Source organism: Mycobacterium sp., assembly GCF_035623875.1.
Classification (GTDB): Bacteria; Actinomycetota; Actinomycetes; order Mycobacteriales; family Mycobacteriaceae; genus Mycobacterium.
Window position 1 is genome coordinate 1 of sequence record NZ_DASPSP010000282.1, and the last position, 13,630, is coordinate 13,630.

Genomic DNA, 13,630 nt, shown 5'->3' on the forward strand with positions numbered 1-13,630 from the left:
GGACGAACAGCACGATAAGCCAGCGTCGGCGCGACCGTTCTTCAGCAGCACCGAGGCGCCCATCGGCGTTTACAACGGCGAGCAGGCGATCATCGTCTACGAGCTCAGGCCGCTGCCGCCTTGGCCGAAATATTGGATACAGGCATTAGCCAGACAGTTCCGCCGTCAACTCGATCCGGCGCCGAAAGTCGACATTTCGGTGGTTGACGACTGTATTCGTTTCTGTATTTTCGTCTCGTCCGAGGTGTCCGCAGAGGATTTGTGCAAACTCGACGATGCCGTTTACAACGCCGTCGACAGCGCCGGTCGCGCCATCGAAGATCAGCAGACGGCGCTTAACGAGAAACTCGACCACGTACGCCAACGCCGCATCATCCGCTGATTCACGTCACCTAGAGTTGATTTTGCTTCGCGAGATGCGTCGCCAAGCTCAGACTAGACGCACGCCAACCCCACGCTCGTTGGGTGGCCCGGGTAACCAAGCGGCGTACACCAACCGGTGCTGGCAAGAGCGCTCCCTTGCGGAGGCTTGATCTTTCGGGAGTTCTGCAATGCCTCGGAATCGTTCCTGCCCACAAAATGCCCACAATTTGCCCACAGTTACAGATATCTCCCGTGATCTCCAGTGATGAACATTCGCTGCCAGAGCCGGTTTTCGCCTTCCTCACCTGGGTCGCCAGAAGAGTTCAATCCTGACAGGGGGCTCTCACTATCTTGTATTACCTCGGCTGATGCTTGACGTTTCAGTTCCGGGTGATGCCTGACAAGTGTTTCGGTTGATCCTTTACAGCGGTTTCGGCTGATCCTTGACACTCCTTCGATGAGGGAGTTGAGCGTGGCCGAGCAGAGGTATCAGGCCGTGGTGGCTGTGATTGGTGATGGCCTGTCGATTTCGCAGGTCGCTGAAAAGGTCGGGGTGTCGCGCCAGACGCTGCATGCGTGGCTGGTCCGCTATGAGGTCGAGGGCCTAGACGGGCTTGTCGACCGGTCGCATCGGCCGGCGAGGTGTCCGCATCAGATGGGCGCCGAGGTGGAGGCGGCGCTGTTGGAGTTGCGCCGGTCGCGGCCGTATTGGGGTCCGCGGCGGCTGGTGTTCGAGCTGGCCAAGCGCAACGTTGCTCCACTGCCGTCGGTGTCGGCGGCCTATCGGGCGCCGGTGCGGGCCGGCATGATCGACCCAGCGCAACGGGATCGGCGTTCGCGCAAGTGGAAACGCTGGGAACGCGGGGCGGCCATGGGGCTGTGGCAGATGGATGTCGTGGTATCGCGGCCGGGCCAGGTCAGCCGAAGACGTCGTTGAGGGTGACGGTTTGCAGGTTGCGACTGCGGATGATGTCGAGCAATTGGGGGAAACAGTGGGTGATGGTGGGCAGGTTGGCGTGGCCAACCACGATCTGCTGGGGCTGGAACGACCTGCTGGCGGCGGCGACGAGGCCCGCTTCGCTGACCCGCCCCGAGTCGCCGATGTCGCCGGTCCACATGGTGATCGTGGTGTAGCCCAGGTCGGCAGCGATACGGTCGGTGGCGGGCGTGTGCCGGCTCCAGGGAGGACGAAAGTAAGGGGTGCCGTCGACGCCGTAGGTGTTGCGCAGGAAACCAGCGTTGCGGCCGATCTGGTCGGCGACGGCGCCGGGCGTAATGCGAGTGATGTCCGCATGCGACCACGTGTGGTTACCCAACTGCACCTGACCGGAGTCGACCATCGGCCGCAGCGCGGGGGCGTTGACCGACCACGAGCTGTTGGCGCCATTGACGAAAAACGTCAACCGGGTGCCGCTGTCACGGCAGAAGTCGGCGAACGCGCCCACCACTTGCACGCTGGCACCGTCGTCAATGGTGAGCGCCAGCTGATTGCCATCAGCGGGAAGCCGGGTGAGCACACCTGGTGGCGGCTGCTTGGTCGGAAACCCATGGGCGGGCAGGGGACGACTGACCGCCGCGAGAACGCCGATTGCGATTCCGCACAATAACATACGGCGATCTATCTGCCGCACGTCAAAATGCTACTACTGGGCGCACTCGCAAGGAAAGAGCCCAGCTTTCGTTGTCTGCCTTGACTTTCGGCTCGGACCGGCACCTAGCGGCTCATAGGTGCGCACCATCAACACCGGATCGGCGTGCAGGGGTTCGGCGCCAATGGGCGGCAAGCCTCAGCGGATCATATCGATCCAGGCGCCCAAGTCGTCCTCGCGGTATGGCCGCACCTGGCTGGTGGAATAATGCTGCGCCACGCCACCAGCAAGTTCGAGCACAGCCTCGCGTGTGCGTGGCTTGAGGGTGCTCAAATCGACTGCCACCCCCTCGGCCAGATGCGGGTCGTAGGGCACCCTGAAGACCTCCGACACGAACTTGCCGAATTCGTTCTCGACGACTTTGAGGTCGATAAGCGCTTGGCCGTCCCGAGTTGCGTTCAGGGCCACGACGGTGTGCGGCAGCAACCAGTCGAAGCCATGCGCGTACAGCCAATCCAAGGTAGCCAACGCCCCCTCGACGCCGCGCACATCCTGGGATGCCACCACAACCAGACCGCTAACATCGCTGGCGATCCTGCTGAACAGCGGGTCGGTGATCGATGTCCCGCAGTCGAGCAAGATCACATTGCAGTGAAGTTCCAGGATCTTCATCGTGGCCGCGTAGTCCTCCGGGCCCAACGTGTAGGTCGACTTCGGATCGTTTTGGGCGCTCAGCAGTTCCAGCCGATCGTTATTCACCACGGTGTGTACACGCACATTCGAGTAGCGTTCGATGTTCTGCAGCGACGCCACTTGCTCGATGTTGGCCTGCGGGCCGCCGCGCTCACTGAATCTCGCCGAAAGGTCGCCCAGATCGGGGTCGACATCGACGGCGATCACCCGATCGCCGCGTACACGGGCGATGACATTGCCCACCGCCACTGCCATCGTGCTCTTACCTACACCGCCCTTGGCGCAGACGAACGCGACCTTGTGCACGCCGTCCAGCGAAGCGCGGATCCGGCGGATCAACTCGGCGGCGTGCTGCTGCTCGGCGCTCGGTCCCGGATTGATCCGCCCACCAGTGATGTTGGCGATCGTCTTACGCCAGCCGTACGCGGCCGTGGGACGCCGGCGAGCGGCCAGGAAGGTCCGCCCATCGTCCTCGTAGGAATGAGGCACCGGCTGGGCTCCGGCGGCGGATTCATCCGTGCCAGTTGAGGACCTTTGCCCTTCGGGCAAGCCGTCGTCGGTGTGGGAACGCTGGTGCCCGACACGGTGGCCGCTGGCGGTTTGGTCCGCGTTGGTCGAGGACACCCGCCCGTCGTCCGGCCCCGGTTCGTGACGAAGCGAATCGGTTGGAGTGGTCATGCCGGTTCGTGCGCTTTCTGCTCGTAGGGTTGGGTACGGTGAGATTCTGGTCGCAACCAGACTACTGAGAGCAACCGGGATGAGCTCGCGAAGTGCCAGCCCAACGGCGAACGGTTGGCAGTTCCCCTTGCAATGACCGTCACCTTGTCCTGGAAGCTGGGCAACTGTCCTGGCTCGTTCAGGAGGAGAACAATACTGTGACCGCGCGGTCAAGGGGCCCGAATCGCCCGATCAGTGGCTGATCGCTACGGGGGTAGGCGGCGGGCTCGTGGCCGGCAGCAGGGGATCGCCCCATCAACCATGTGGGGGCGGTGTACCGGTGGTGTATCCAGCGGGCCGGTTCTCGCCCTCCCCCGCTCCCCCGTCAGAAGAGGTCAATCCTGACAGGAGGCTCAGCCCTTCTTCCCGCATATTGCCTGGTAGAGCCCGTTTTCGCATCGAACGTTCGTCTGGGTGAACAGCAGGGCGTGGGCCCGAGCAAGTCGCAAGGAATCATCCAACAAGCGGTTACGAACGTCTGTCCGTGGCCGCCGTATTCGGCCTCGAGGTGGGACAGACCCGCCGCCAGGAGTCATCAGCGCGATTAGTAGCCAATGGGCGGCTCCGCGTGGTGCGACGGTCCGTGCAAGGGCGCGGCCTGCAGTTCGGCTGCGGCAGCGGCCAGCAATGCGTCGCGGTCGCGGTTCAACGGAGGATAGATACGCCGGGTGTTGATGGTGTGCTTGGTATCTTTAGCCTCCTGGCCGCAGGCGACCACGTGGCGGTCCCAGCCCTCGGTATATACCGCGCCTGCCGGTCCTAGGTCGAGAACCGTTACATACCAAGGGATCCGCAACGGCTTCATCGGCTTGCCCAGGAGATCGCTAATGACGTTGTATCCCGCCCATCGGCCCATCGGGCGGCCGTGCTGGCAGGACATCACCGACACGTGCTTGTCGTCCATTTTTGCGGCGGCGACGTCACCAGCGGCGAACACCGCGGGCACACCGCAGACCCGCAGATAATCGTCGACCGGGAGTCGACCGAGCCGGTCACGGTCGACCCCGAAATCTGCGGTCAGCGGGTTGGCCCGCATGCCGGCACACCAGACGACGGTGGCGGCGGCAACCAACTCACCCGAGGAGAGCGCCACGCCGCGCCCGTCGATGGCGGCGACCCCGACGCCCAACATGGTCTCGATCCCGGTTTGGGCCAGCGCTGCCTCGATGATCGGTCGCGCCGATACGCCCATGTCCGAGCCGACGAACGGGTTGTGGTCGATCAGGACGACCCGCGGTGCCACCGCACGCGCCGCAAAGTTGTCGGCGAGCATCGCAGGCAGCCCGGTCGCCTCTTCGATCCCCGTCAAACCCGCCCCGACGACGACTACTGTCGCCGCCGCCGGGTCAGCGGGGCCCTCCGCAAGCCGGCGTAGGTGGGCTTGCAGCCTGGTCGCTGCGTCGTGGGTGTCGATGTCAAAACTGAACTCCCGCAGGCCAGGGATGTCGGGCTTGACCACCTGACTGCCCACCGCGAGCACCAGTCGGTCGTAGCCGTGTGCCCCCGCGGTGGATTTCACGATCCGCGCCGGGGCATCGATCGCCGTCACTTCGCCGACGATGTGCTTGATTCCGACCGGATCGAGAAGATCGCTCAGCGGGATGCGGGACGGGCTCAGGTCGGTCTCGTAGTCGCGCACGCGGATGTCGTGGTACGGCGTGGAACTGACCATCGTGACATCGACGGTTCCGGGCGCCACACCAAGCTCGTCGAGCCGCCGGGCCGCCGCGAGCGCCGCCCACAGACCCGCAAACCCGGACCCGAGAACCAGGACACGCGTGGGATCGCTCATGCGGTCGGCAATCTCTGCGGGTCGAACATCGAGATTGGGTGGTCGGTCCCGCGATCGATGGCCAGGTCGGCAAGGATCTCGCCGACCACCGGAACGAATTTGAAGCCGTGCCCGGAGAATCCGCATGCCATGATGACGTCGGCGCATTGCGGGTGGCGCCCGATCACGAAGTGCCGGTCGGGTGTGTTGGAGTACATGCAAGTCGCCGCGTGCAGGCACTTGCCCGCCAGCGCCGGCAACAACTCAACGACCCGCGCCCTGATCGCGCTGATTTCCCGCTCGTGCACCACCCGGTCGATGGTGTCCGGCGTGCAGGCGATGCCGTTGCCGGCGAAGCCGACTTTCACACCGCCCCGCGGTCCGTCGATCGCCGGGAAGCCGTATGTGTGTACGCCGAAGGTGTTCTCGTGGATGAAGATGGGGTGATCCTCGAACCCCGAAACACCGCCGATCGGGTCCAGCCAGTACATCACCTGACGTTCCACCGTGATGGGAACACCGAACTGACCCAGCACCTGCGGGACCCAGGCGCCCGGACAGATCACCAACTGCCCAGCGGTGTACGACCCACGACCCGTAATGACCCGCATCCCCGCGGCGGTCTGGTTCCAATCCAGCACGGGTTCGCCAAATTGCAGTGTGGCCCCCGCTTTTTCGGCGATTTCAAGATGTGCGCGCACCGCCAACTCCGGTCGTGCGAACCCGGCTTTGGCGTCGTAGAGCGCGATATCTTCGGGGTGGGGCGTGAAGTTTGGGAACCGGGCGGTGATCTCGGCGGCGTCGAGCAACTCATGCGGCAGATCCCATTGGCGGCTGGCGCGCAGGCTACCGGATACGATCAGGCAGTCCGGTGGCCCGATGAAAAGGCCCCCGGTGAGTCGGTAAACGTCACGTTGGGAGTCGGCAGCCAGCTTCTCCCACAGCTCGTAGGCGCGCAGCAACAGCGGAACATAACCGGGGTCCTCGAAATAAGCCTGGCGGATGATCCGAGACCCGCCGTGGCTGGATCCCTTGTCGTGGGCGGGCTCATGCCGCTCCAGGCCGAGCACCCGGCGTCCTCGGGCGGCCAGATGATAGGCGGCGGCACTTCCCATACCGCCCAATCCCGCCACGATGACGTCGTAACCCGTTGTTGTGCTGACCATGTCGAGTTACCTCCAGATCAATGCCATCTTAGGATCCTGGTACCCGCGACGTGCTATGTCCTCGATGCAACGCGCGTCAAAATGTAGACCCTCGTCAGCCAAGATACGAGTGCTGGCAGTGCAAAGCAGTCGGCCGCATGGCCGTTTAACGCGCGGATCATGCAAACCCTGACGGACAATCGCCTAACCCCCGGGCTGGCTGTTCGCTGCTCGCGGCCACGTTGGCAGTCAGTCTGCTGTCTGGTGGCGATGACGCTTTGGTAGGCGGCTTGCCGGGCAACGGCTCACCTGCCCTTTTGGTCCGGGCAGTACACGGCGATGGCGTCCCCCATGAACTGCACCACCTGCCCACTCGTCACGCCCTGCGATTCCAGCTCGTCGTAGATGTGCTTGATGGCGTACAAGAACGGGCTTGGCTGCTCGCCGAAGTGTGGAATAAATAAGCCGGAATGTGAGAGACCAGCGTCATCGCAGCGTTCATGCGCGACGGCGATCATCTGATCCGGAGGACCGACAATCCCGTCTTTTGAGAGCAACGCCAAAAACTGGTCGTCGAGATTATCGGCGTGAGCGGTGGCTGCCGCTAGCAGGACGGCTGCAGCAGCGACGAAAACCGGACGGAACGGATCCACAGCCATGGTTGAGTTTGACACCGTCGCTGACATATTGCAGAAGTAGCGGCAGGCCAGATGATCTGTTCCGTTACGAGGGGGCCTTGCCCATGACTTTCGGAGCGGGACTTCCGACATGTCGGACGAGGCACCTGTGCGGTGTCACAAAACCTGACATATTCAACAGACCTGTAAAGCCGATGGTGCTGTCCAGGTGCAGGCCGGACGATTTCGCCGGAGCCGCCGCAGCCCGCCACCACATCACAAGGGACACCTATGCCATCGCTCGGCCCGGCCAAAGACCCTGCAGCCCAACAGATCCCGGACGTCCCCAAGTCAGCTTGCCGCCGCGGCCAGCGGAAGGGCCGCACCCAGCGGCCGAAGCTGATCGGAAAGTCCTGCAGCTCTTCGAATTTCGGTGAGGGCTTCGATCATTGCGTCGGTGGCCTCGTGCGGATCGACGAGCGTGACATCGTCGGTCAGCACCGAGATGGCCAGCTGATCGACGTAGCTCCACACCGTGATGTTCAGCCCACTCCCCGCCACCACCGGCCCGACGGAGTAGATCTCACTGACTGTTCCGCCCTCGATGTGACCGCGCTCCCGCGGACCCGGCACGTTGGAGATCGTCAAGTTCATCACGCTGGCCGACTCGACGCGTCGGGCTTGCGTCCGAAAGAAACGCGGCGCAAACGCCGGCGGAAGGTAGGACAGCCAGGCCGGCAGCAACGTCGGCCCGAGCAACTGGTGATTCTCTTTGGCGATCTTGGTCGCCATCGACGTCAGCTCCACCCGCTGCAGCGGGTCGTCGATATGAACCGGTAGCGATGGGGTCATGTAGGTGAACTCGTTGCCGTCTAGGCGGTCCGGGGAGGTGTTGTAACTGACCGGCACACCGGCGATCAGCGGTGAGTCGGCGTGTCCGTCGTAGCGCAGCAGCAGCTGACGCAACGCGCCGGCGGCCATCGCCAACACGACGTCGTTGAGCGTCACCCCGAGGTGCTTGGCGGTCTCCTTGACATCGGACAGCGCCAGCGGTGCGGTGGCGAACCGCCGCCCCGGCGTCACGCGGTGGTTGACGAAGCACTGCGGCGGGGCGAAGTTGCGGGCAAGGTCGGGATGTGCGCCACGTTCCTTGGACCGCCGCCGCACACGCGTAACCCCGGTAGCCGTTTCCTTCACCAGCCGAGGCAGTTTGCGGATCAGTCGCACATGGTCGCGGGTGGCCGCCCGCAGCAAGTCCGCGCGCGTCGGCGGCCGGCCAGCCGAGCTGTGCAGCGGGACGTGTGCGGGCTGGTGCGGCTCCAACGCCTTGGCCATCTGGTTGGCCGAGGCGACGCCGTCAGCCAACACGTGGTGCACCTTGTGGATGATCGCGATCCGGTTTTCGGCCAGTCCCTCGGCGACGTACATCTCCCACAGCGGTCGACTGCGGTCCAGCGGGGTGCTCGCGATCTCGCCGATCAACTGGTCGAGCTCACGACGGCCACCCGGGGCGGGTACCCAGGCCTGGCGCAGGTGGTAGTCCAGGTCAATGTCGGGGTTCTGCACCCACATCGGGTGATGCAGCTTCAGCGGGATGTCCACCAGCTGAAATCGAAGCGGTGGCAACGCCATCAGCCGCGGATACGCGACCTGGCGGAGCAAATCGAAAGTGAATCCGCCCTCCACACTGGACACGTCGAGCACGCCGATCTTGAGAGTGTGCATGTGGATCTCGGGTGTTTCGCTGTACAGCATTAGGGCGTCCACGCCGTTGAGCCGCTTCACATCCCACCCCGCGTGTCAACGCCGGCCACGGCCATGCCCCATTTGACCTCGTGCAAACGCTCGCCGGGTGGCTTCGGCAAAACTTTACAGAATGTCGTCTCTTTGTAAAGATGGATCGCTGGGCGGAAGGGGTGACCGATGGCCTACTCCACGAGTCGGGTAGTACCGGTTCTCGGCTTGGCGGCGCATCTGGGTCGCGGAGTGCAGCGCGTGGCAACCGATGCCGTCATCGGTCGACTGCGGTCGTTGCCACGCACAATCGGCGACCTCGACGCCCCGTCGCTCTCGGAAATCATCGGGCGCCGGGTGACTTCGGTGTCGGTGATCGGTGGCGACGCCGGCACGTCGTCGCGAGCTCGTCTGGGACTGACCGGCGACGGTCCGGCCTCGGTGTTTGTCAAGATGCCTGCCGAAACCGTCGCCACCCGGCTGATGGGTGAACTGGGCCGGCTAGCACAAACCGAAGTGCTGTTCTACCGCGAGCTGTCGCCACAACTCACCGGCGTCCCGACGGCCTACGGGTCGGCGTTCGACTCGCTGACCGGTCGCTACGTGCTCGTACTCGAAGACCTGGCGGTCGATGCTTGCGAGTTCCCGGATACCCTGCATCCGCTCGACAAGGATCAGGCGAGCATGATCATCGAGCTGCTGGCCAGGTTGCACGCGACGTTCTGGGGACGTCTGCCGGGATGGGTGTACTCCGCGTCGGGCGACCACACGTCACTGCTCACCGGTTCGCTGTTGAACACCTCGGCTCGCCGACTGGCCGAGCGAACCTCCATTCCTGTCGAAGACGGTCGGTTCATCGTCGACAACTATCGCGCGGTCGCGAAAGTAATTGACAGGGAACCGAATACGGTGATGCACGGCGACGCGCATCCCGGCAACGTCTACTTCCGAAACGGCGAAGCCGGATTACTCGACTGGCAGGCTGTTCGCCGCGGGCACCCCGGTCGCGAATTGGCCTACACGCTGATCACCGGCATGACCACGGCCGACCGTCAGACCTGCGAACGCGACCTGCTCGCCGTCTATCGCCGAGCCCTGGCGGCCGCAGGGGGCCCCGAGCTGGACCCCGACGAGCTGTGGCTGCGCTATCGGCAAGGCTCGCTTTACGCCTACGTCGCACCGCTGATCACCGCCGGGATGGGCGGCATGCAGCACGAGAGCATCGCAATGGAAGGCGTTAAACGCGGCGTCGCGGCACTGACCGATCTCGAGACCGTTGCCGCACTCAAGCAGTCGCTGTCGTAGGTCCAACGCTAGATCGGCGCGCTGCCGGTCGTAGGTTCTCTAGCCATGAGGTTGACGGTTCTCGGTAGCGGCGGATGGATTCCCACCAGCTCCCGGCAGACGAGCTGCTACCTGATCACCGCCGGCACCGAAGCCCTGGTGCTGGATGCCGGAACCGGTCTGGGCGCGCTGCACATCAACCCTGCTCTGCTGGATGGCGTCGAAACGGTGACGGTGGTGCTCAGCCACTTCCACCTTGACCACGTAACCGGGCTCGGCTTCGTCAGCGCGCGCGGCCTGGGCGGCCGAGAACTGACGATTGCGGGCCCCGGCTCGCTGTGCTACGGCCGGCCCACCCGATCGATCGTGGAGGATCGGCTTCTCGCCTCGCCATTTCAGACGGCCTCGCCGGTGGCGTCGGCACGCTGGGCGGAGTTGGGTTGGGACACGTTGAGCTTCGCCGGTCACGAGATCGAAACCTGGGAGCAGACCCGGCACACTTTGCCCTCCGCGGGCTTCCGGGTCGGTGACCGTCTGGCCTATTGCACCGACACCGAGTTCGACCCGGAGACCATCCGCCACGTGGCGGGCGTGAGCACGCTGCTGCACGAGGCGTGGGAGCCGGTCGACGCCGAGCGCGGCCACACCTCCGGTGACGAGGTCGGCGTCATCGCCGTCGAGACCGGTGTGTCAGGCCTCCTGCTCACGCACAACCACCCCCTCCCCGGCGTGCCCGAGCGCACGGCGGCCGCCGCGCAGGCTCGGTTCGCCGCGGCTGTTTCAGCCACCGACGGGGCAGTTCTCGAGCTGTAGCCAGACGAATCAGGACCACGATTTGGTCACAACTAGACGCTTCTCTTAGTCGAGCAAGATGACCCGTCACGAGGTGTTGTCGCTGCTAGCGGTTGTTTTGACGGTCTCGTAAACTCACCGGCGTTAGTTGGCTCACAACGCGTTGCACAGCAAGCTGCCGCATACTAGACGCCAAGCTCTTAACGTAGTCCGCGCAAATTGCAACCCGGGGTCAAGCGCGGCACCCATAGACAGTCGAGGTTGTGGTGGGAGACCTGCAGCGATCCAGCGCTAAGCACCGCCATCGTGCGGCGCCGCCGGCGGTGCAGGGCCCCGGGTTTATCGGTGCCTTCTTCGCGTTGGTGGCCTTCGTCGTGGTGGTGGCGACCGGGTCGGGATGGTGGATGGCCCACGGCATGCTGGGCGGGATCACCGTCTCGCAGGCGCTGCGTTCCGAAGATCCGAAATCCACTGGCGACGGGATGAATATCCTGCTCATCGGGCTCGACTCGCGGAAGGACCAGAACGGCGACGACCTGCCGTGGCGCGTGCTGAAACACCTGCACGCCGGCGACTCCGACGACGGCGGCTACAACACCAACACCCTGATCCTTGCGCATGTCAGCGCCGACGAGCAGGTGACCGCGTTCTCGATCCCGCGCGACGACTGGGTGCCGTTCACCGGCGTGCCCGGCTACAACCACATCAAGATCAAAGAGGCCTACGGACTCACCAAGCAGTACGTCGAGCAGAAACTCACCGACAAAGGAGTGAGCGACCAGAAAAAGTTGGAGACACAGGGCCGCGAAGCCGGCCGCGCTGCGACGTTGAAGGCGGTGCGGAACCTGACCGGGGTGCCCATCGACTACTTCGCCGAGGTCAATCTGGCCGGTTTCTACGACCTGGCCCAGAGCCTGGGCGGGGTGGACGTGTGTTTGAAGCATGCCGTGTACGACTCGTATTCCGGGGCCGATTTCCCGGCCGGACGGCAAACGTTGGACGCCGAGCAGGCGCTGGCGTTCGTCCGGCAGCGGCACGGCCTGGAAAATGGCGACTTGGACCGCACTCACCGTCAGCAGGCCTTTCTGTCCGCAGTCATGCGCCAGCTTCAGGATGCGGGCACCTTCACCGATCTGGGGAAGCTCAAGAGCCTGATGGGGGTGGCGCGCAAGGACGTCGTCTTATCGTCGGGCTGGGACGAGGACCAGTTCCGCCGCATGGGCGCGCTGGCGGGCGGCTCTATCGAATACCGGACGCTGCCCGTGGTGCGCTACGACAACATCAACGGTCAAGACGTCAACATCATCGACCCCGCCGCGATCAAGGCCGAAGTGGCCGCTGCGTTCGGGAGCTCCTCGGTGGCCACCCCGACGACCACCGCGGCCGTACCCAGCCCGTCGACGGTCGTGGACGTGATCAACGCCAGCAACACGAGCGGGCTCGCCAGCCGACTGGCGCGCACACTGAACCATGACGGCTACGCCACCGGGGCGATACGCGACCGCGTTCGCGGTGAACCCACTGCCACCACGATCGAGTACGCACCCGATGCCCAGACGGACGCACGCGAAGTAGCGAGCCTGCTCGGCATCGATGCGCCCGACAAACCGAATCGGACGCTGCAGTTCGGCCATGTCAAAGTCATCGTCGACGACAACTACTCTGTGCCTTCCCAGGACGAATCGACCACGGCCTCAAGCCTTTCCGACGGTTACAATTACCATCAATCAAGCACCGACACCACTGAGTCGACCCCCAATCAGGGTCCACCGATCGACGGCGGCGGCGTGCCCTGTGTGAATTAACTGGTCAGGTCACCGCGGCGTTCTCGTCCTTCCGCAACAAGAACGCCAACACGGCACTCTCGAAGGCCTCTCTCGCCTCGATCATCGCCCAGTGACCGCAGTTGGGGAACACATGCAATTCGGCGTTTGGGATGGTGCGCATCGGGATCAACGCCATATCCAGCGGGCTGACTCGGTCGTCGCGGCCCCAGGTGATCAGCGTCGGCGCCTTGACCCGGTGCATGATCGCCCACGGCTGCGGTCCCTTGGACGACTCCATGGCCTTGGTCAGCTGCGCGAACGACTCACTGCTGTACATCCGCCGCGCCCCGGCCAGTGTCGCCGGATCGGTGGCGTGACTCCACCGCTCTTCGATGAGTTCCTCGGTCACGGTTGCCGGGTCGTAGACCATCGAATGCAGCCAGCGGACCAGCCGCTCCCGGCTGGGGTCGTCGGTGAACTCTTGCAACAGCCGGATGCCTTCCGGCGGTCCCGGGCTGAGGATGTTGCGGCCGATGCCGCCGATGGTCACCAACCGATGCACCCGCTCGGGATGAGCGATCGCGAAGTTGAGCGCGACACCTCCGCCCATCGAATTGCCGACGATGTCGACGGTGTCCAGGCCGAGCCCATCGACGAAGCGCACCAACGCATCCAGTGCGGTGATCATCGGGTGGCCACCGAAATCGTCGCTGACGCCGAAGCCGGGGAACTCCAGGATCAGACACCGAAAGAACTCGGAGAACGCGCCCAGTATGCCGCGGAAGTTGCGCCACCCCGTCACGCCCGGGCCGGAACCGTGCAGCAGTATTAAAGGCGGTCCCGTCTCGACTAGTCCTGCCTCGTGATAGCGCAGAACGCCTGCGTCGGTAGTGATTTCACGCAACGTGCCTTCGTAGGTGACATTGGTGCTCACGCGTGCGTTCCGCCGTCGACCCGGATTTCGGTGCCGGTGATAAACGCGCCGTCGTCGGACACCAACATCGCGATGACGCCGGCGACGGCCGCCGGGTCGGCCATCCCGGCGCCGCTGGATTCCAGCGTGGTCGGCATGATCGGCATCAGCCGGGTGAACAGCGTCCAGTCCGCGTCCGCAGGGATGTATCCGGCTGTGGCATCGGTGATTCCGGACTTGATACTT

12 protein-coding genes, 1 pseudogene and 1 riboswitch are annotated in these 13,630 nt (G+C 64.3%); of the genes and pseudogenes, 5 read left to right on the forward strand and 8 right to left on the reverse strand.

Annotated elements, in window-relative coordinates; translation table 11 throughout:
* Together VEI45_RS22695 and VEI45_RS22700 are read left to right on the forward strand one after the other, a co-directional pair.
* Positions 1-382, forward strand: a 382-nt coding sequence (locus VEI45_RS22695; RefSeq protein ID WP_324856776.1) for a hypothetical protein, incomplete at its 5' end; no start/stop codon positions are given.
* Between the two features lie 25 nt (positions 383-407).
* Positions 408-518, forward strand: a riboswitch (SAM riboswitch).
* A 302-nt stretch (positions 519-820) separates the two neighbouring features.
* A pseudogene (locus VEI45_RS22700) lies at positions 821-1,273 on the forward strand (helix-turn-helix domain-containing protein); the annotation flags it as partial.
* A gap of 7 nt (positions 1,274-1,280) precedes the next feature.
* Here the strand turns inward: VEI45_RS22700 and VEI45_RS22705 are convergent.
* The 6 genes from VEI45_RS22705 to VEI45_RS22730 all read right to left on the reverse strand — a co-directional run bounded on the left by VEI45_RS22705 (position 1,281) and on the right by VEI45_RS22730 (position 8,680).
* On the reverse strand, positions 1,281-1,985 hold the full coding sequence (locus VEI45_RS22705; RefSeq protein ID WP_324856786.1) for a polysaccharide deacetylase family protein: 705 nt from the start codon (positions 1,983-1,985) through the stop codon (positions 1,281-1,283).
* A 165-nt stretch (positions 1,986-2,150) separates the two neighbouring features.
* Entirely contained in the window at positions 2,151-3,323 is a 1,173-nt protein-coding gene (locus tag VEI45_RS22710) for a MinD/ParA family protein (protein WP_324856777.1), read from the reverse strand.
* A gap of 583 nt (positions 3,324-3,906) precedes the next feature.
* Positions 3,907-5,154 (reverse strand): NAD(P)/FAD-dependent oxidoreductase, encoded by a 1,248-nt coding sequence (locus VEI45_RS22715; protein ID WP_324856778.1) that lies wholly within the window; start codon positions 5,152-5,154, stop codon positions 3,907-3,909.
* A complete protein-coding gene (gene solA / locus VEI45_RS22720; protein WP_324856779.1) occupies positions 5,151-6,299 on the reverse strand; it encodes an N-methyl-L-tryptophan oxidase in 1,149 nt (382 codons plus the stop codon). The genes VEI45_RS22715 and solA overlap by 4 nt, the downstream gene beginning before the upstream one ends.
* A gap of 284 nt (positions 6,300-6,583) precedes the next feature.
* The gene (locus tag VEI45_RS22725; RefSeq protein ID WP_324856780.1) at positions 6,584-6,937 is read right to left on the reverse strand and encodes a DUF732 domain-containing protein; all 354 of its coding nucleotides are present in this window, start codon (positions 6,935-6,937) and stop codon (positions 6,584-6,586) included.
* A 309-nt stretch (positions 6,938-7,246) separates the two neighbouring features.
* The gene (locus VEI45_RS22730) at positions 7,247-8,680 is read right to left on the reverse strand and encodes a wax ester/triacylglycerol synthase family O-acyltransferase (protein ID WP_324856781.1); all 1,434 of its coding nucleotides are present in this window, start codon (positions 8,678-8,680) and stop codon (positions 7,247-7,249) included.
* Positions 8,681-8,818: 138 nt separating this feature from the next.
* Between VEI45_RS22730 and VEI45_RS22735 the strand changes: the two genes are divergently transcribed.
* The 3 genes from VEI45_RS22735 (at position 8,819) to VEI45_RS22745 (ending at position 12,510) form a co-directional block, all read left to right on the forward strand.
* The gene (locus VEI45_RS22735) at positions 8,819-9,934 is read left to right on the forward strand and encodes a phosphotransferase (RefSeq protein WP_324856782.1); all 1,116 of its coding nucleotides are present in this window, start codon (positions 8,819-8,821) and stop codon (positions 9,932-9,934) included.
* 45 nt (positions 9,935-9,979) lie between these two features.
* Positions 9,980-10,726 (forward strand): MBL fold metallo-hydrolase, encoded by a 747-nt coding sequence (locus tag VEI45_RS22740; RefSeq protein WP_324856783.1) that lies wholly within the window; start codon positions 9,980-9,982, stop codon positions 10,724-10,726.
* Positions 10,727-10,980: 254 nt separating this feature from the next.
* Positions 10,981-12,510, forward strand: coding sequence for an LCP family protein (locus VEI45_RS22745; RefSeq protein WP_414687566.1), 1,530 nt, complete (start codon positions 10,981-10,983; stop codon positions 12,508-12,510).
* A gap of 4 nt (positions 12,511-12,514) precedes the next feature.
* Here VEI45_RS22745 and VEI45_RS22750 read toward each other — a convergent pair whose 3' ends face one another.
* Together VEI45_RS22750 and VEI45_RS22755 are read right to left on the reverse strand one after the other, a co-directional pair.
* A complete protein-coding gene (locus VEI45_RS22750) occupies positions 12,515-13,405 on the reverse strand; it encodes an alpha/beta fold hydrolase (RefSeq protein WP_324856784.1) in 891 nt (296 codons plus the stop codon).
* Positions 13,402-13,630 (reverse strand): SDR family oxidoreductase (locus tag VEI45_RS22755; protein ID WP_324856785.1); only part of this gene is annotated, 229 nt, incomplete at its 5' end. The genes VEI45_RS22755 and VEI45_RS22750, both read right to left, overlap by 4 nt.

Bases quoted from the DNA above. Each gene is read 5' to 3' on its own strand.
- VEI45_RS22710 (WP_324856777.1), bottom strand. From the start codon at position 3,323: ATGACCACTCCAACCGATTCGCTTCGTCACGAACCGGGGCCGGACGAC.
- VEI45_RS22715 (WP_324856778.1), bottom strand. From the start codon at position 5,154: ATGAGCGATCCCACGCGTGTCCTGGTTCTCGGGTCCGGGTTTGCGGGT.
- solA (WP_324856779.1), bottom strand. From the start codon at position 6,299: ATGGTCAGCACAACAACGGGTTACGACGTCATCGTGGCGGGATTGGGC.
- VEI45_RS22725 (WP_324856780.1), bottom strand. From the start codon at position 6,937: ATGGCTGTGGATCCGTTCCGTCCGGTTTTCGTCGCTGCTGCAGCCGTC.
- VEI45_RS22735 (WP_324856782.1), top strand. From the start codon at position 8,819: ATGGCCTACTCCACGAGTCGGGTAGTACCGGTTCTCGGCTTGGCGGCG.
- VEI45_RS22740 (WP_324856783.1), top strand. From the start codon at position 9,980: ATGAGGTTGACGGTTCTCGGTAGCGGCGGATGGATTCCCACCAGCTCC.